General features: G+C 43.4%; 16 protein-coding genes. 11 read left to right on the top strand and 5 right to left on the bottom strand.

The features are described from left to right. Positions 1-32: 32 nt before the first annotated feature. On the top strand, positions 33-1499 hold the full coding sequence (locus AC5O63_RS00780; RefSeq protein WP_494503536.1) for a PepSY-associated TM helix domain-containing protein: 1467 nt from the start codon (positions 33-35) through the stop codon (positions 1497-1499). A gap of 29 nt (positions 1500-1528) precedes the next feature. Here the strand turns inward: AC5O63_RS00780 and AC5O63_RS00785 are convergent, their stop codons facing one another. After that, positions 1529-2443, bottom strand: a complete 915-nt coding sequence (locus AC5O63_RS00785; RefSeq protein ID WP_494503537.1) for a LysR family transcriptional regulator — start codon at positions 2441-2443, stop codon at positions 1529-1531. A gap of 225 nt (positions 2444-2668) precedes the next feature. On the opposite strand from AC5O63_RS00785, the gene AC5O63_RS00790 reads away from it, so the two are divergent. From AC5O63_RS00790 to AC5O63_RS00805, 4 genes are all read left to right on the top strand, one after another. After that, entirely contained in the window at positions 2669-3865 is a 1197-nt protein-coding gene (locus AC5O63_RS00790) for a glycine C-acetyltransferase (protein WP_494503538.1), read from the top strand. Continuing rightward, entirely contained in the window at positions 3865-4896 is a 1032-nt protein-coding gene (gene tdh, locus AC5O63_RS00795) for an L-threonine 3-dehydrogenase (RefSeq protein WP_069669486.1), read from the top strand. The genes AC5O63_RS00790 and tdh overlap by 1 nt, the downstream gene beginning before the upstream one ends. A 301-nt stretch (positions 4897-5197) precedes the next feature. Beyond that, positions 5198-6295 (top strand): Fic family protein, encoded by a 1098-nt coding sequence (locus AC5O63_RS00800; protein ID WP_494503539.1) that lies wholly within the window; start codon positions 5198-5200, stop codon positions 6293-6295. Positions 6296-6463: 168 nt separating this feature from the next. Beyond that, positions 6464-7189 carry a carbonic anhydrase gene (locus tag AC5O63_RS00805; RefSeq protein ID WP_494503540.1) on the top strand — a complete coding sequence of 242 codons (726 nt, stop codon included), beginning with the start codon at positions 6464-6466 and terminating at the stop codon, positions 7187-7189. Positions 7190-7222: 33 nt separating this feature from the next. Here the strand turns inward: AC5O63_RS00805 and AC5O63_RS00810 are convergent, their stop codons facing one another. Both AC5O63_RS00810 and AC5O63_RS00815 read right to left on the bottom strand, forming a co-directional pair. Beyond that, positions 7223-8143, bottom strand: coding sequence for a hypothetical protein (locus AC5O63_RS00810; RefSeq protein WP_494503541.1), 921 nt, complete (start codon positions 8141-8143; stop codon positions 7223-7225). A gap of 122 nt (positions 8144-8265) precedes the next feature. Next, positions 8266-8712, bottom strand: a complete 447-nt coding sequence (locus AC5O63_RS00815; protein ID WP_425667103.1) for an exoribonuclease R — start codon at positions 8710-8712, stop codon at positions 8266-8268. A gap of 536 nt (positions 8713-9248) precedes the next feature. Here AC5O63_RS00815 and AC5O63_RS00820 point away from each other — a divergent pair. The 6 genes from AC5O63_RS00820 to AC5O63_RS00845 all read left to right on the top strand — a co-directional run bounded on the left by AC5O63_RS00820 (position 9249) and on the right by AC5O63_RS00845 (position 14988). Next, positions 9249-10457, top strand: coding sequence for a NupC/NupG family nucleoside CNT transporter (locus AC5O63_RS00820; RefSeq protein ID WP_171323555.1), 1209 nt, complete (start codon positions 9249-9251; stop codon positions 10455-10457). Between the two features lie 193 nt (positions 10458-10650). Continuing rightward, on the top strand, positions 10651-11880 hold the full coding sequence (pepT, locus tag AC5O63_RS00825; protein ID WP_486791556.1) for a peptidase T: 1230 nt from the start codon (positions 10651-10653) through the stop codon (positions 11878-11880). A gap of 76 nt (positions 11881-11956) precedes the next feature. Next, positions 11957-12424 carry a DM13 domain-containing protein gene (locus AC5O63_RS00830; RefSeq protein WP_004742705.1) on the top strand — a complete coding sequence of 156 codons (468 nt, stop codon included), beginning with the start codon at positions 11957-11959 and terminating at the stop codon, positions 12422-12424. A 159-nt stretch (positions 12425-12583) separates the two neighbouring features. Further along, positions 12584-13441 (top strand): mechanosensitive ion channel family protein, encoded by an 858-nt coding sequence (locus tag AC5O63_RS00835; RefSeq protein WP_004742706.1) that lies wholly within the window; start codon positions 12584-12586, stop codon positions 13439-13441. A 19-nt stretch (positions 13442-13460) separates the two neighbouring features. Beyond that, a complete protein-coding gene (locus tag AC5O63_RS00840; protein WP_494503542.1) occupies positions 13461-13856 on the top strand; it encodes a GFA family protein in 396 nt (131 codons plus the stop codon). Between the two features lie 262 nt (positions 13857-14118). Then, a complete protein-coding gene (locus tag AC5O63_RS00845) occupies positions 14119-14988 on the top strand; it encodes an EAL domain-containing protein (protein ID WP_494503543.1) in 870 nt (289 codons plus the stop codon). Between the two features lie 51 nt (positions 14989-15039). Here the strand turns inward: AC5O63_RS00845 and arsB are convergent, their stop codons facing one another. Beyond that, on the bottom strand, positions 15040-16110 hold the full coding sequence (gene arsB / locus AC5O63_RS00850; RefSeq protein ID WP_494503544.1) for an ACR3 family arsenite efflux transporter: 1071 nt from the start codon (positions 16108-16110) through the stop codon (positions 15040-15042). Between the two features lie 98 nt (positions 16111-16208). Next, the gene (locus AC5O63_RS00855; RefSeq protein WP_004742710.1) at positions 16209-16550 is read right to left on the bottom strand and encodes an ArsR/SmtB family transcription factor; all 342 of its coding nucleotides are present in this window, start codon (positions 16548-16550) and stop codon (positions 16209-16211) included. Positions 16551-16575 lie beyond the last annotated feature (25 nt).

The raw sequence follows: 16575 nt of genomic DNA on the forward strand, positions 1-16575 counted from the left end.
ATTTTTGCTGTGCGCTCAAAAAGGAAATTGTAATGTTGGGTAGTCAATCTCAGACTCAACCTAAGGGCTCACTACGTTCATCTCAAAGTGACGACTCAAACAAGGTTAAAGCAAAAGCACGTTATTTTCTCACATGGCGTTGGCACTTCTATGCAGGCCTTTTCGTTATCCCATTTATGCTCATGTTAAGTCTTACTGGGCTTGTGATGCTATTTGATGACGAAATTGAACAAGCAAGATACAGTGAAATCATCGCAGTTGCTCCGCAGGCGCAAACTCTACCACCTTCTATTCAACTGCGTTCAGTCAAGGAAAAGTATCCAGACTCTCAAATCACCCAATTTGTAGCGTCTGACTCAAGTGCAAAGGCGAACAGATTCAATGTTAGGCAAGAAGATGGTCAGTCTGTTTTAGTGACGGTCAATCCATACTCCGGTGAAATTCTAGGCGAAATCGATCGCAGTGACAGTTGGTATCAACTTGCTAATGATATCCATGGAACATTGCTGATTGGTAAATCAGGAGATTACTTGATTGAAGTGTCTGCGAGTTTAGGCATTCTGCTGGTGGTCAGCGGCATTTATCTGTGGTTACCAACAGATAATGCCACTAAGGCTGGTTTTCTCAAAATACGTATGCGTAGTGGTTCGCGTGTTCTAATGCGAGATCTCCACGCCAACTTAGGGGGAACACTTTCGATCGTTTTACTGCTGTTTCTGCTTTCCGGTCTTGCATGGGCAGGGGTATGGGGCGCCAAAATGGTCCAAGGTTGGAATACATTCCCTACCTATTACACGTGGGGGGAGAAACCGCAATCTTCTTTAATTCACGCAAACTTGAACCACGGTAGCGAGGAAGAAATGCCTTGGAACTTAGAACTCGCTGCAGTGCCTGAATCGCAAGGGCATCATGGGGGTCACCACGAGCATCATTCTGCACAACCTTTCGATTTATCGCAGAGCGTAGGAATCGATCACATCATAAGCAAAGCAACATCACTCGGCTTCACCCAATTTAAAGTCTACTTACCTCAATCTGAGACTGGCGTTTACACGGTATCTGCTAACTCAATGGCGGGAGATGTTACTGACCCAAGAAAAGATAGGACGACACACTTTGACCAATACACTGGAGAAGTGCTCGTTGATGTTACTTGGGATGACTACAATGTTGTCGCTAAGTTGATGGCCGCTGGGGTTTCACTTCACCAAGGTGATTTAAGCATCGTAAATAAATTGCTGAATGTTTTCTTCTGTTTAGCGTTTATCGTTATTTCAGTAACCGGGGCTTTGATGTGGTGGGTACGTCGCCCGTCTAATCAGAATAAGTTGGGTGTGCCAGCCCGTTTCGAACAAGACGGTATTTGGAAGGTTGGCGCCGCAACCATAATATTGGTGAGCGTTCTTTTCCCTTTGGCTGGCGTGACCATCGTTAGCGTGTTAATCCTAGATACGTTGCTCGTAAAACGAAGTCCAAAATTGAAAGCCTATTTGTCATAAACAACAAGCCCCGATTTCGGGGCTTGTTCTTATCTTGCGCTCAACTGTTGCGTCATGTAATCAATAAATCCACGCAATCGGGCTGGCATGTATTTGTTTTGCGGGTATTGCATGGCGATTGCGCCATGATAATTACTTTTTATCGTCCAATCAGCGAGTACAGGAATCACTTCGTTGTTTTCAATCGCCTCTGAGACAACAAAGTCATGAAAAATGCCGATACCTAGCGCATTTTTAACGCCCGTCAATCGCATCTGTGAATGGTTGACCGCGTAACGACCTGAGACTCCCACTGAGTGATACTCGTCTTCTTTAAAGAAATCCCATATATGGTCGCTGTCGGTTTCTGCGAGATAGAGGCAATCGTGTTCAGTCAGCTGTGTTGGGTGTTTAGGCATCCCTCGTTTGGCAATGTAGTCGGGGCTGGCACAAAGAACTAAGTTGGTTTTACTGACTTCTTTGAGTACCAAGTTCTCGTCAGGCTTATCCGTCAGTTTAAACGCAACATCAATACCATCACGGATTAGGTCGATTTCACCATCTGCCGCGCGCAATTTTAGCTGTATTTCAGGGTACTTTTGTAAAAACGGTACAACATGGGGCTGTAATACGGAGTTTAAGAATGCTTCAGGCGCTGCAACTGTTAATGCGCCGGACATATCTTGATGGTCTGTTGTCGAGAGTTCTACAGCGCGCTTTGCTGCATCAACCATCACTAAAGCTTGGTCATACACCTGTTGACCAGAGTGGGTGATAATCAACTTACGCGTAGTGCGCTCGAACAATTTGACGGAAAGGGATGTCTCTAGTCGCGTTACCAATTTGCTAAGTGCAGAAGGGGTCACATCGAGAATCTTAGCCGCAGCAGTAAAACTCCCTTCATCAACGATCAGAATAAAACTCGCTAGATCGGGAAGTAGCGCAATCAACTTCGTATTCTTCATTTCAATGGCTTCAAATAACTATTTATAGCCATTCTATACCCTATAAATGTGACGGTCATCATTAAAAGGCGTTATTTGTGCCTTAGATTCAATAATGTTTTTCCAACTAACGGGATAATGAAAAACACGTGCTTGAATTACACTTACAACATCAGATTTTGGCTCTAGCAATCGGCTAGAACCCTACAATAAGCAATGCGCATAATAACTAGGAAGGAATTTGAAATGTCTTCTGCATTCTACGAACAGATTCAAACCCAAATTGAAGAAGTAAAGGCTGAGGGTCTTTACAAGTCAGAGCGTGTGATTACGTCTCAGCAGCAAGCGGCTGTTAAGATCTCTACTGGTGAAGAAGTACTTAACTTCTGTGCAAACAACTACCTTGGTTTAGCGAACCACCCAGAGCTAATTGAAGCGGGTAAGCAAGGTATGGACGTACACGGTTTCGGTATGGCTTCTGTTCGCTTTATCTGTGGTACACAAGACATCCATAAAGAACTAGAACAAAAATTGTCAAAGTTCCTAGGTAAAGAAGATACGATTCTTTACACCTCTTGTTTCGACGCAAACGCAGGTCTGTTTGAAACCATTCTAGGTAAAGAAGATGCGATCATTTCTGACGCTCTTAACCACGCTTCAATCATTGATGGTGTTCGTCTGTGTAAAGCTATGCGCTTCCGCTACTCGAACAACAACATGGAAGAGCTAGAGCAGCAACTTATCGCAGCTAAAGAAGCAGGTGCTCGTCATATTCTTATCGTGACTGACGGTGTGTTCTCTATGGACGGTGTGGTAGCAAACTTGCCAGCTATCTGTGACCTTGCAGATAAGTACGGCGCATTGACTATGGTTGATGATTCTCACGCTGTTGGCTTTATGGGCAAAACTGGCGCGGGCACACACGAATACCACGATGTTGTTGACCGCATCGACATTATTACAGGTACGCTAGGTAAAGCGATGGGTGGTGCTTCAGGTGGTTACACATCTGGTAAAGCAGAAGTCATCGATTGGTTACGTCAACGCTCACGTCCTTACTTGTTCTCGAACTCAGTTGCTCCGGCCATTGTTAACGCTTCTATCCGCGTTCTTGACCTTCTAGAGCAAAGCGGCGACCTACGTGAGCAACTATGGGAAAATGCAGCGCATTTCCGTACGCGTATGGAAGCGGCAGGCTTCACTATGGGTGGTGCAGACCACGCAATCATTCCAATCATGCTTGGCGACGCTAAAGTAGCCGCTGAGTTTGCAGAGCGTGCTCTTGTAAAAGGTATCTATGTTATTGGGTTCTCATTCCCAGTCGTACCAAAAGGTCAAGCTCGTATCCGTACACAAATGTCTGCAGCACACTCACGTGAGCAGCTAGACCGAGCGATCGATGCATTTATCGAAGTAGGTCGTGACATGGAGATCATCAAATAATGAAAATCAAAGCACTATCAAAACTTAAGCCTGAAGAAGGCATCTGGATGACAGAAGTGGACAAGCCTGAGCTTGGTCACAATGATCTTCTTATCCGTATTAAGAAAACGGCGATTTGTGGTACTGACGTACACATCTATAACTGGGATGAGTGGTCGCAAAACACAATCCCTGTGCCTATGGTTGTCGGCCATGAATACGTGGGTGAAGTGGTAGGCATTGGCCAAGAAGTTCGTGGTTTTGAAATTGGTGACCGCGTATCGGGTGAAGGCCACATTACCTGTGGTCACTGTCGTAACTGTCGCGGCGGTCGTACACACTTATGTCGCAATACGGTCGGTGTAGGTGTTAACCGTGAAGGTGCGTTCGCTGAATATCTTGTTATTCCTGCATTTAACGCATTTAAGATCCCAGAAGGTATCTCTGACGATTTAGCCTCTATCTTCGACCCGTTTGGTAACGCTGTTCATACGGCACTGTCTTTTGATCTTGTTGGCGAAGACGTACTAATAACAGGCGCTGGTCCTATCGGTATCATGGCGGCAGCAGTCGCTAAACACGTGGGTGCTCGTCACGTTGTCATTACTGACGTTAACGAATACCGCTTAGATCTAGCTCGTAAGATGGGCGTGACTCGCGCAGTAAACGTTGCTGAGCAAAAGCTTGAAGACGTTATGGAAGAGCTTGGCATGACAGAAGGCTTTGATGTTGGTCTTGAAATGTCTGGCGTACCTTCTGCTTTCAACTCGATGCTTAAAACAATGAATCACGGTGGCCGTATCGCACTACTAGGTATTCCACCATCAGATATGGGCATCGATTGGAACCAAGTAATCTTTAAAGGTTTGGTGATCAAAGGTATCTACGGTCGCGAAATGTTTGAGACATGGTACAAGATGGCTTCATTAATCCAGTCAGGTCTAGATCTAACGCCAATCATCACTCACCACTACAAGATTGATGATTTCCAACAAGGCTTTGATGCTATGCGTAGCGGTAAGTCAGGAAAAGTTATCCTAGATTGGGAGTAGGGAAATACTAGGCTGATTATGGCATTTTGCTAGCTAACTGGTTATCGGTTATCCGGACAGTGAATAGTAACAAATAGCCCTAATTTCTATCTAGAAATGCCCCAAGAATTGAATGACGCCTCGAGTTAAATCGAGGCGTCTTTTTTGTATCCAGCAATTAGGCCTTGTAGATTTTACTTTTTCTAGTTAACGGGTGATTCGAATAAGGAACCTAATCGAATCACCACATGAGTTGAATAATTTAGTTATTCAAATCATAATATGATTTGAATAAGGGCGATTATCAAATCAAGGTGTTGTTATGTGGATCTGGGAGCAAACAAACTGGCCTCACTTTTGTTGGGATGAAGCAGTCGTAGATCCGTTGCTTAGGAAGACACGACTAAACCAAGGTATCTTACTGGGTAGGATGACTAGCCAGCCTCAAGATCAGAACAAAAGTATGCTTGATACCTTGTTAGCCAACATAGTCCATTCTAGTGCGATTGAAGGTGAAAAGCTGAATGCATTTTCAGTTCGTTCTTCGCTCGCGAACAAACTCGGTTTGACAGAAGAGCGACCTTTCCCAACGACAGAGCAAACAGATGGGCTTGCCGAGATCATGCTTGATGCTGTCGATAACCTTGATGCACCTCTTACCATAGAAAGAATCCTACATTGGCACGATAGGCTTTTCCCTGAAGGTTACACGTTGTTCAACCCCGTTGTTGGCGGTCAACTCAGAGGGACTGCACCTATGCAGGTAGTGTCCGGACGAATCGATAGGCCAGTTGTTCACTTTGAAGCACCGGGGAGAGAAAGGCTTGATACGGAGCTTGACCAGTTCGTGGCTTGGTTCAATCATTCAAAGCAAAACACGACTTTGGATCCATTGCTTCGAGCGGCCATCACACATCTGTGGTTTGTTACTCTGCACCCACTCGATGATGGCAATGGGCGAATCGCGCGTTTGTTAACCGATCTGGCTCTAGCTCAAGCGGATCAGCAATCAGTTCGTTTCTATGCGATGTCAGTAGGTATATTGGCGAATCGAAAAAGCTACTATCAAATTCTAGAAAAAACGCAGAAGGGCGATGTCGATATTACCGACTGGGTAGTATGGTTTCTTGACGTCCTGAATGAAACCTTCGATGAAGTCTTAAAAGAGATTCAACAAACGGTATTTAAAACCAATTTCTGGCGAGACGTAGATCAGACTCAATTGACGTCAGAGCAAGCAAAGGTTCTTAATCGAATGCTTGATGGTGACTTTGTTGATGGTATTAATACCTCTCAATATCACAAAGTAGCGAAAGTCAGTAAACCAACAGCGACTCGACATTTGACTGCCTTAGTAGAGCAGGGATGTTTAGTAAAATCAGGTGCCGGACGAAGTACTCGGTATGTGCTTGCTAAGTAAAGCTAAAAACAGCGTAAACTCTCATAATAATCCATTGATATTTATATAGATTTCAAATCCTTTGCACCTGCTTCCAACTATTGTAGGTAATCATAGTTTTCTATCTGTTCATTGCATTTCTCACCAACGTATTATGACCGTCAACGTTAGTGACCTATAGGAATAAAAATGAACAAAACACTATTATCAATTGGCTTAGCAACAGCGCTAGTCGTTACTACTGCTCATTCTGCACAATGGAGTTATGAAGGAGAAACAGGACCACAGCACTGGGGCGAGTTTGGTGCAGAGTGCCAATCTGGAAAGAACCAAAGTCCAATCGACGTTAAAGATGAAGTTACGGCAAACATCGCAGAGTTAAATCTAGATTATTCAGGAAAGGTCACTGCACTGACCAACAATGGACATACGCTACAAGGCGTGGTCGAAGGAGATAATACTTTCACTGTTGATGGCAAGGCGTTTAACCTCGTTCAGTTTCACTTTCATACACCATCAGAAAACCTAATCAAGAGCCAAAGTTTCCCGCTCGAAGCTCATTTCGTAAACGCGGATAGTAATGGCAACCTAGCAGTACTGGCGGTTATGTATAACACGTCTCCAACTAACAATAGTGAAATCACCACTCTATTAGAGACGTTACCAAAGTCAGGTGAAACGGTTTCTTTGAATCATGCTATTAACGTAGCGGATATGATCCCGGATACCGATCATTACTATCGCTTTAACGGGTCGCTAACAACGCCGCCATGCTCGGAAGGCGTGCGCTGGTTCGTTTTGAAACAAGCACAGACACTGAGTCAGGAGCAAACGAAACTATTTAAACAAGTAATGGGGAAAAACAATCGGCCTATTCAAGCTCAAAACGCTCGTGTAGTGCTAGAAAACGAATAGTAAAAACTCATAGCGCCAGCAATTATTCTGGCGCTAAATATTATTGAACAGGATTTCTAATCTAAACGTGATTTTTGCTTCACCTTCTCTTTGTGTATCTTCTTCACGATTCCAGTTGTACTCAGGGATCAACTCGTAAAACAGCCAAGTGCGCCATACATTCTGTCGATAAGTCACGGAGACGTGAGTATTGGTAATGTAATGAAAGGGTCGGTTAGTTCCTGTGGTACTTAATTGATAGCTAAGAGCCTGATGGTCGGAAATATGCTGATAGAGCATAAACCCTGTACCAACTTCCCAACCTTTGATATCGCTTTCCCACTGAGCGTAGTTGCTCCAGCGAAGCAAAAAATCGCGGTTGATTGAATAATCTAAGTCAATATCGGTAGATTCACCCGTTACGCTTTTTTTCTGATACAACTTCTGAGTAACGCGCAATAACCATTCATCATTGATAGGGTATGTATAGCGAAAACGTCCTTCGATACCCGGTCTTGCATTGACCTTAACGTTGAAACTATAGCGTTCTTTACTTAGCCAATCGTATCTAAGACCAAAGGTATTTTCGGCATCTTCGCTCGATTGCGGGAACAAGTCGAATAAATCATCTTCTTCATCCGATTCGAAAACCACCTTAAGTCGTTTGGTTACCTTAGGTAAGTGAAAGCGCGCTTTGAATCGAGTCTTAAACTTGTAGCCTTCACCCTCTACATAAGAGAAATCATTTCTCCAACGAACGGTACTGCCAGCACGTGCGTCTTGGTCTACTCGCTCATCAACGAAAAAACTATCAAACCAAATCGCAGGTTCACAAAGCTTAGTATTCACATAGTTAAAAGCGGAGTCGAGGATCTCTGCACTATCTGGCTGACTATGGCAATCGGAGTAATCAACTTCGCCATCGGCGTACGTTGCAGCAGACAAGAAGGTCGAGAATAGAACTAAATAACGCAATTCATTAATACATTGTGAGGCTTAGAGTTTGAGTATGTCTAAAACACATTCAAATGGTCAATGTTTTAACGAATCCAAGTGAAAATTTTATAACGCCAACCGTAAAATGGTTGGCGATTTGGTTAAGAACCTTGTGCTATCTGCGAGTATTGGCGTAGCAGATCGGTCAGTGTGGTTACCCATTCAAGAGCATTCTGTGGTGCCTGCTTGACTATGATTTCTACGTGGTTGCAGTGTGTCTCAAGTGGGATGGCTCGTTCAAGATGAAAAGAAACCGAGTAGAAATGCCACAATAACAGACGCTGCATACGTTGGATGTTTTGCTCTTTGCTTTCCGAAGCTTCAAAAAGAGCAGGGAGCTCACTAAGCGCGATTGCACTCATGCGCAACATCGCATCAAACTGGGCTTCTTGAAGCTTGTCTTCGTCTTCTGCCTCATCTAAATCAAAAGTGAAAATCTCAGTCATAGATTCTTCAGGCACCAAACGGTGAACCATTCTCAAGCTAAGTTCTTCTAACTCTTCTCGTGGCATTTGAGATAAGCAGTGATAAGTGTAATCGCGTTGCATGCTAGTAGTCTGGCAAAAGTAAATGGGGAGGTATTCTAACGTTTTCAACAATAATTACTACTCGAAAACCCTATACAAAAAAGCCCCGCCAGATCAGCGGGGCAATATTCGTTGTGTTTGCTAGTAGCCATTGACGTTGTTAGAGAATTTATTGTCGTTACCAAAAAGTACGTTAAGAATTCTTACTTAAAATTAGATGCTTTACCTAGAAGCGCAAACTTTATGATTAGATTTGTAATGTATATTGACTTATTTTGTGATCTTGGTTCAATGTTTTATAGCAATAGCGTTCATATGAGCCAGCTAACAAAATAACTCCTAAAAACGAATCATTCGCTGATCACTCATTAGTTTGATTACTGAGTGAACGGTTGAACGTTTGCGTAAAAATATGTGATGAATATCTCACATTGGGCGCTATACTTTCCGCCCGGTTGAGAGTAACAGCTCTACCAATACAAGCCGTCACAAGGAATGGTGAATGACCCCACGGACCGGACCAGCTACCTATTCAATGCTTGTAGAGGTAATCTTTAATGAATGTTTTGTTTGGCTTAATCGGTGTCATCGCATTGTTGCTATGTGCGGTTTTACTGTCTGAAAGTCGTAAATCAATTAACTGGAAAACAGTGTCACGCGCGCTGTTACTTCAAGTCGGTTTCGCCGCTTTAGTTCTTTACTTCCCATGGGGGCAAGCCGCTCTGACGAGTCTAAGTAGTGGTGTTTCTAGCTTACTTGGCTTTGCTGACGAAGGTATTGGCTTCCTATTCGGTGACCTTGCCAACACTGGTTTTATCTTCGCGGTTCGCGTTCTTCCTATCATCATCTTCTTCAGCGCTCTTATCTCTGCGCTTTATTACCTAGGCATAATGCAGAAAGTCATCGAGTTTATCGGTGGTGGTATCCAAAAGTTCCTAGGGACAAGTAAAGCTGAATCTCTTGTAGCGACGGGTAACATATTCCTTTCTCAAGGCGAGTCTCCACTTCTTGTTCGTCCATTCCTTTCTAGAATGACTCGTTCTGAACTATTTGCGGTAATGGCAGGTGGTATGGCGTCAGTCGCCGGTAGTGTACTTGGTGGATACGCAGGTTTAGGCGTAGAGCTGAAATACCTAATTGCTGCAAGCTTTATGGCCGCTCCAGGTAGTTTGATGATGGCAAAGATCATCGTTCCTGAACGTGAAACACCTATCGACCAATCCGACATTGAGATGGATAAAGCACAAGAGAGCAACGTGATAGATGCGCTTGCAAGCGGTGCGATGAACGGTATGAAGGTGGCTGTCGCTGTCGGTACTATGCTGATCGCGTTTGTTAGTGTGATAGCGATGGTTAACACAGGCCTTGAGAGCTTAGGCGAAGTCGCTGGTTTTACTGGTGTGACTCTTCAAGCGCTATTCGGTTACCTGTTTTCTCCGCTTGCTTGGTTAATTGGCGTTCCTTCAAACGAAGTGTTGATGGCGGGATCGTACATTGGCCAAAAGATTGTAATGAACGAATTTGTTGCCTTTATTGACTTCGTTGAACATAAAGCGATGCTGTCTGAACATACTCAGGTCATTGTCACTTTCGCACTATGTGGCTTCGCTAATATTGGTTCGATCGCCATTCAGCTCGGTTCTATTGGCGTGATTGCCCCAGAGCGCCGTGCTGAGGTTGCTAATCTAGGTATTAAAGCTGTACTGGCCGGTACTTTAGCTAACCTGATGAGCGCATGTTTAGCAGGAATCTTTATCTTGCTTTAATTCGCACATTTCGCTTACAAACCGAATAGGAGACTATTCGGTTTTTTTATATCCAAAATCCGCAAACTTAAAATGACATCATGTATGGCACTGATTGCTTAAAACCTGATTTATAGCAAAATTTTCCAAGCTAGAAGGCGTAGGATGTTCTAAGTTCAACGTTTTTAGTGTCAGAATTATAAGAGATCTTGCTATGAATGAATTAGTTCAACGCTTTTTGCGCTATGTGGCTTTTAACACCCAATCAAACCCAGCAAATACGGCTTGCCCGAGCAGTGAAGGGCAACTGACGTTTGCTCAGTTTTTAAAGAGGGAGCTTGAAGAGCTCGGTTTAGCGGATATTTCACTAGACCACAATGGTTACTTGATGGCAAGGCTACCAAGCAATGTTGACTATCCTGTCCCTGCTATCGGCTTTATCGCCCATATGGATACGGCACCTGACGCGTCTGGTGAAAATGTGAAACCACAGATCATTGACGACTACCAAGGTGGTGATATCGCGTTAGGTAAGGGGGATGAAGTTCTTTCTCCGATACAATATCCTGATCTCCATAAACTGCATGGTCACAATTTAATTACAACCGATGGCACGACACTCCTTGGTGCTGACAACAAAGCAGGGATCGCCGAGATCCTCTCAGCTATTTCAGATCTAATTAGCAATCCTGATATTCCACACGGGGATATTTGTATTGGGTTCACACCTGATGAAGAAATTGGCCGTGGCGCAAACCTGTTTAATGTAGAGAAGTTCGGCGCAGAATGGGCATACACTATTGATGGTGGTCCGGTAGGCGAACTCGAATATGAAAACTTTAACGCCACCAGCGCTGATGTTATTTGTTATGGCGTCAATGTTCACCCGGGAACAGCCAAAAACAAAATGATTAATTCTATGAACATTGCCGCGCAATTTCAGTTGATGATGCCTGCAGAAGAGACACCAGAATGTACTGAAGGCTATGAAGGTTTCTACCATCTAAAATCGGCAGAGATGTCCGTTGCGAGAAGTGAACTCGGCTATATCATTCGAGACTTTGATCGCGACGCTCAAGAAAAGCGCAAACAATTCATGATTGATAAAGTGGCAGAGCTCAATGAAAAGCTTGAACATGGACGTGTAGAACTCAAACTGACTGACAGCTATTTCAATATGAGAGAACAAGTTGAGCCATTCCCTCATGTCATTGAACTAGCAAAAGAGGCCATGATTGCCTGTGACGTTGAACCACAAATCAAACCAATACGTGGCGGGACAGACGGCGCAAGGCTCTCATTTATGGGGTTACCTTGCCCTAACATATTTACAGGTGGCTACAATTTCCATGGTATTCATGAGTTCATTTCAATTGAAGGTATGGAGCAAGCGGTGAAAGTTATTGTGACTCTGGCAGAGAAAACAGCACTTAAATACAAATAAACACCTAACGTAAACCTGATATTTCATTGAAAATCATATACATTTATTAATATAGATTACTTCAGTGGATTTCAGGATGAAAAAACTCCTTTTGATCATTACGCATTGTGCGTGTATTGGATTGGGCTTCGCTCTTGGCATTTATGCGTTGCCCATCCTTATTCAACCAACATCTCCAAGCATGAGTGACGTCCAAACCGTTACTAACAACGCAATTTATAACGCCTCATTTCAAAAAGATCGCAAAGACAGTGATTTTCTCCACTGGGGTGAGGGTTCCGTCTCGATCAGTGCAGATAAAGTGGCCTTTGTCGGTGAGTTGGCTCCTGGGCCAGATTATAAACTGTACTTTTCGCCAACGTTTGTAGAAACAGAGGCAGATTTTAATGCTCAGAAGCAGACGATGGTACAGGTTGGGGAAGTAAAGAGCTTCGATCGATTTACCGTAAATCTCCCTCAAGATTTTGCTATTCAGGACTACAACACGGTTATTGTGTGGTGCGAGACTTTTGGCGAGTTCATTACCTCAGCGCGTTATAAATAACTCAAATTTGTCTAGGTTCAGAACATCTATTGCAATATTGCATCGCGATACTAGATCTCTCGTGAGATGTGTGGGAAGTTGGTTCTTACGCATGTAAAACTACAAAAATACAAACTAAACAAAGGGGCTTTTGCCCCTTTTCACTAATAGGAGCAGAGCGTGGAGAAAGTACAAGCCGTAATCGATTTTCTTCTAACTCACAAACTCGTTTTCACCGCGTTAATCGTTATTCTGATCTCAATTATTCGCCGAATGGTGCTTTCCATGATTCGTGGAGATGTGGCATTTGTATCAGAAGAACAACGCAGCTGGATGTCACGAACGAAGAATGGCACCTTTATCACTACCGTGCTTCTGCTGTTCATTCTGTGGCAATCAGAGATCAATGAATTTGCACTTTCAGTGACTGCTATCGCTGTTGCAATCGTAGTCGCTTCAAAGGAGATAATTCTTTGTTTTACAGGATCGATTCAACGCGCGAGCTCACGTTCATTCCGAATTGGCGATTGGATAGAAGTCGGAAAAATCTGTGGTGAAGTCATCGAGCACAACATGATGGCAACGGTCATCCAGGAAATCGATTTGCATCACGGCCAGTATCATTACACGGGTAAAACCGCGACGTTGCCAAACAGCATGTTTTTTACCTATCCAGTAAAAAACCTTAACTTTATGAAGCGCTACGTGTACCACGATTTTTCTATCGTTGTACCTGAGTTTGTCAACCTTTATCCACTGATCCCGACGATGCTAGAAAAGATCGATGGGCACACAAGTTACTTTTATGAGGTGGCGACGCGCTACAACACGGTGATTGAAAAGCACGCAGGTGTCGATTTGCCAGGAGCAGAACCTCACATTCATATTACTAGCGGCAGCACAGGTGAGCAGATTGTTCACTTTATGCTGTTCTGTCCAACGGATAAGGCAACACATCTAGAACAAGAAATTCGTGCCGACTTTATGCAAATCTATGAGGAGCGATTTTCAAACGAAAAAGAAGTAGAAAAAGTATAAGACAATGTCAGGAGGATAAATGATTAAGCAAGTAGGGAACACACCAATACAATCCAAACATAAGGCGAGTTGCCACTGCGGTGCGGTTGAATTGGAGCTTAGCCTACCAAATGGAATTGAGAAGCCCCGCCGCTGTGATTGCTCTATATGCCGTAGAAAGGGAGCTATTGTCGCGTCGGTTAAGTTAGATGGTATTCGCATTCTCAAAGGTGAAGATAGGCTTAAGCTGTATCAGTTTAATACCAACACGGCTAAACATTACTTTTGTTCGAACTGTGGGATTTACACCCACCATCAAAGGCGCTCATTCCCTGACGAATATGGCTTTAATGTCGGCTGTTTAGAAGGAATCAATCCTTTTGATTTAGGTGACATTGTCACGCATGATGGCGTAAATCATCCTGCAGACCGTTAAATTCCAAAGGGCAATTACCTAAATCAATCACCATACTTCTCAATAATTATCGTTTGTCATCACGGTTAATTTTCTAATTAGAACTTTGTGTGAGAAAGGAGTATGGTGCCCTCAATTGCCGATATGAGCTTAGTGGTCTATCACTGAGGCATCAAACACAGCAAAAGGATACAATCACATCATTAAGGAATCGCTGTGTTTCAGGCAACATATACGCATCAATAAGCGTCATGTAATTTGAACCAATTGGCTTATTTCCTTAATGAACGAAAATGTCATCTATCCTTTTGCTATCCCAAAAGAAACTAACAGGCTATTTCACGACAAACTACACGCAAAACTTAATGCAAGTAGGGTCTTGCTACGTCAGGTTGAAGACCTACGCGCCTACCAGCATATTAAACAGCTTCAACAATCCGGCGAGTTCATTCTCTACTATCAACCACAAATGAACATCGAGAGAAATTGCATAACGTCACTCGAAGCTCTAATCAGACATAAAGCGTCGACAGGGGTAATTACGCCACCGACATTTTTACAAAGCTTTGCAAAGTTGGGGCTAATACCGGAAGTTGATACATGGGTAATTAAAAGAGCACTGCAGGAAGTCTCTTCCTTAGCGCAGAATCCAGAGTTTAAGATATCGATCAATGTCTCGCCGCAAACCTTCCTTATTAAAGGATTTGCAGACACCGTTCTTTCGATGATTATCCAAAGTAACCTTCAGTATCACCAAGTTGAACTGGAGATCACTGAAGATGTACTGATTCAAGACGCAAACCAGATGCGGAAAGTGTTCACCCAACTAAAACGTGCAGGAGTCAGCATCGCACTAGATGACTTTGGAGCAGGGTATTCCTCTATTGGAAACCTAATTAACTACGAATATGACAAGGTTAAAATTGACCGCTCATTAGTGACCAACATTGGTCATAAAAATGGTCGAGAAATGTTCCGTCTTACCACTGATTTGGTCAGACTCTCTGGTGCGGAGATTACCGTCGAAGGGGTAGAAACAAAAGAGGAACTTGATTTCATCTCAAGCTTGGGGGTTGAGTCGATACAAGGCTATTACTTTTATAAGCCAATGCCGTTCGACCAAGTGTGTTCGCAGTTTTCATTCTGCAAATGAAGCAAAGCCAAGACTAGAAGTCGGATAAACTAGTCTTGGCAAGATTCTAAACTAAGCGTAGTACTTGTTCTTCATTCTTAGCGCTACGTTAACAAGTGCAATCAGAACGGGAACTTCAATCAGTGGGCCAATCACACCTGCAAAGGCTTGGTCGGAGTTAAGACCGAACACCGCAATACTCACCGCAATCGCTAATTCAAAGTTGTTACCCGTTGCGGTGAAAGCAATTGAGGCATTCTTATCATACTCAATGCCCATTTTTTTACCGACAAAGAAGCTCACAAAGAACATAATGACAAAGTAGATCGCCAATGGAATCGCTACTCGAACCACATCCATAGGCAGTTCGAAAATCATTTCACCTTTTAAACTGAACATCAGAACAATAGTAGCCAGCAAAGCGATCAAGGTTATCGGTGAGATACGTGGAAGAAACACCTCGTTATACCATTGATCTCCCTTTAACTTAGTTAACCATTTACGACTGAGAAAACCAGCTAAAAACGGTATACCAAGATAAATCAAAACGCTTTCAGCAATGTCTATCATCGAGATATCGACATCAAACCCTTGGTAGCCAAGTATCGGTGGAAGAACGGTAATGAATAGCCAGGCCATAAAACTGTATGTCACGATTTGGAATGCGCTGTTTAACGCAACCAGAGCTGCTCCGTACTCTTTGTTTCCGCCACCGATATCATTCCAAACAAGTACCATTGCAATGCATCTTGCTAAACCAATAAGAATGATACCGACCATGTAGCCTGGTTTATCGCCTAAGAATACCAGAGCAAGGACAAACATTAGGATAGGGCCAACAATCCAGTTCATAAACAAAGACAACTGAATTGCCTTTTTGTCTTTTCGAACCTTACCTAACAAGCCATAGTTAACCTTCGCCAATGGCGGGTACATCATTAAGATCAAGCCAATAGCGAGTGGGATATTTGTGCTTCCTACTGACATAGATTCATTCCACTCTGCCACTTGAGGGAAAGCGACGCCAATAGCAATACCCACTGCCATAGCGACAAAAATCCATACCGTGAGGTAACGATCTAAAAAGGACATATTGTTTGCCGCCGATGGTGCTGTGCGGTTTGTTGCGACTTGTTGATTCATTGCAACGCTCTCTTTCGTTTATCGTCGAATGACGATTGTAAAAGGTTAAAAAATGGGAAGATGCTCTCTTCCCGTATATGTACTTGCTAAACTAAATATTAACTAAATATCGATGCGTAACGATTCGAAAACTGTTCAATTTCCGCTTTATCAACGCGATAGCAGACTTTAGGTGGTATTGATTCCGCGCTAATAAATCCTGCCTGTTTAAGGATTCGTAGATGCTCAGATACGGTAGACTGTGCCAAACCGAGCTCTGAAACTAAATCGCTGTTTAAACAACCACCTAACTTCTCTAAATTCAAAAGAATTTTAACGATACGTACGCGAGCAGGGTGAGACAAAGCTTTCGCTTGTGTGGCGAACTTCTGTTCTAGTGCCAGATCTTGCTCTGAAGATTCGAAAGCTTTTGTATTAGCGCTGCTGCACGGATTAGACATTTTCTACTCACTCTATAGTCTATCG

The organism is Vibrio sp. SCP2, from assembly GCF_059295395.1.

What these genes read in the sequence shown, in the direction of transcription:
- AC5O63_RS00780 (WP_494503536.1), top strand. Translation starts at nt 33, where the DNA reads ATGTTGGGTAGTCAATCTCAGACTCAACCTAAGGGCTCACTACGTTCA.
- AC5O63_RS00785 (WP_494503537.1), bottom strand. Translation starts at nt 2,443, where the DNA reads ATGAAGAATACGAAGTTGATTGCGCTACTTCCCGATCTAGCGAGTTTT.
- AC5O63_RS00790 (WP_494503538.1), top strand. Translation starts at nt 2,669, where the DNA reads ATGTCTTCTGCATTCTACGAACAGATTCAAACCCAAATTGAAGAAGTA.
- tdh (WP_069669486.1), top strand. Translation starts at nt 3,865, where the DNA reads ATGAAAATCAAAGCACTATCAAAACTTAAGCCTGAAGAAGGCATCTGG.
- AC5O63_RS00800 (WP_494503539.1), top strand. Translation starts at nt 5,198, where the DNA reads ATGTGGATCTGGGAGCAAACAAACTGGCCTCACTTTTGTTGGGATGAA.
- AC5O63_RS00805 (WP_494503540.1), top strand. Translation starts at nt 6,464, where the DNA reads ATGAACAAAACACTATTATCAATTGGCTTAGCAACAGCGCTAGTCGTT.
- AC5O63_RS00815 (WP_425667103.1), bottom strand. Translation starts at nt 8,712, where the DNA reads ATGCAACGCGATTACACTTATCACTGCTTATCTCAAATGCCACGAGAA.
- AC5O63_RS00820 (WP_171323555.1), top strand. Translation starts at nt 9,249, where the DNA reads ATGAATGTTTTGTTTGGCTTAATCGGTGTCATCGCATTGTTGCTATGT.
- pepT (WP_486791556.1), top strand. Translation starts at nt 10,651, where the DNA reads ATGAATGAATTAGTTCAACGCTTTTTGCGCTATGTGGCTTTTAACACC.
- AC5O63_RS00830 (WP_004742705.1), top strand. Translation starts at nt 11,957, where the DNA reads ATGAAAAAACTCCTTTTGATCATTACGCATTGTGCGTGTATTGGATTG.
- AC5O63_RS00840 (WP_494503542.1), top strand. Translation starts at nt 13,461, where the DNA reads ATGATTAAGCAAGTAGGGAACACACCAATACAATCCAAACATAAGGCG.
- AC5O63_RS00845 (WP_494503543.1), top strand. Translation starts at nt 14,119, where the DNA reads ATGAACGAAAATGTCATCTATCCTTTTGCTATCCCAAAAGAAACTAAC.
- arsB (WP_494503544.1), bottom strand. Translation starts at nt 16,110, where the DNA reads ATGAATCAACAAGTCGCAACAAACCGCACAGCACCATCGGCGGCAAAC.
- AC5O63_RS00855 (WP_004742710.1), bottom strand. Translation starts at nt 16,550, where the DNA reads ATGTCTAATCCGTGCAGCAGCGCTAATACAAAAGCTTTCGAATCTTCA.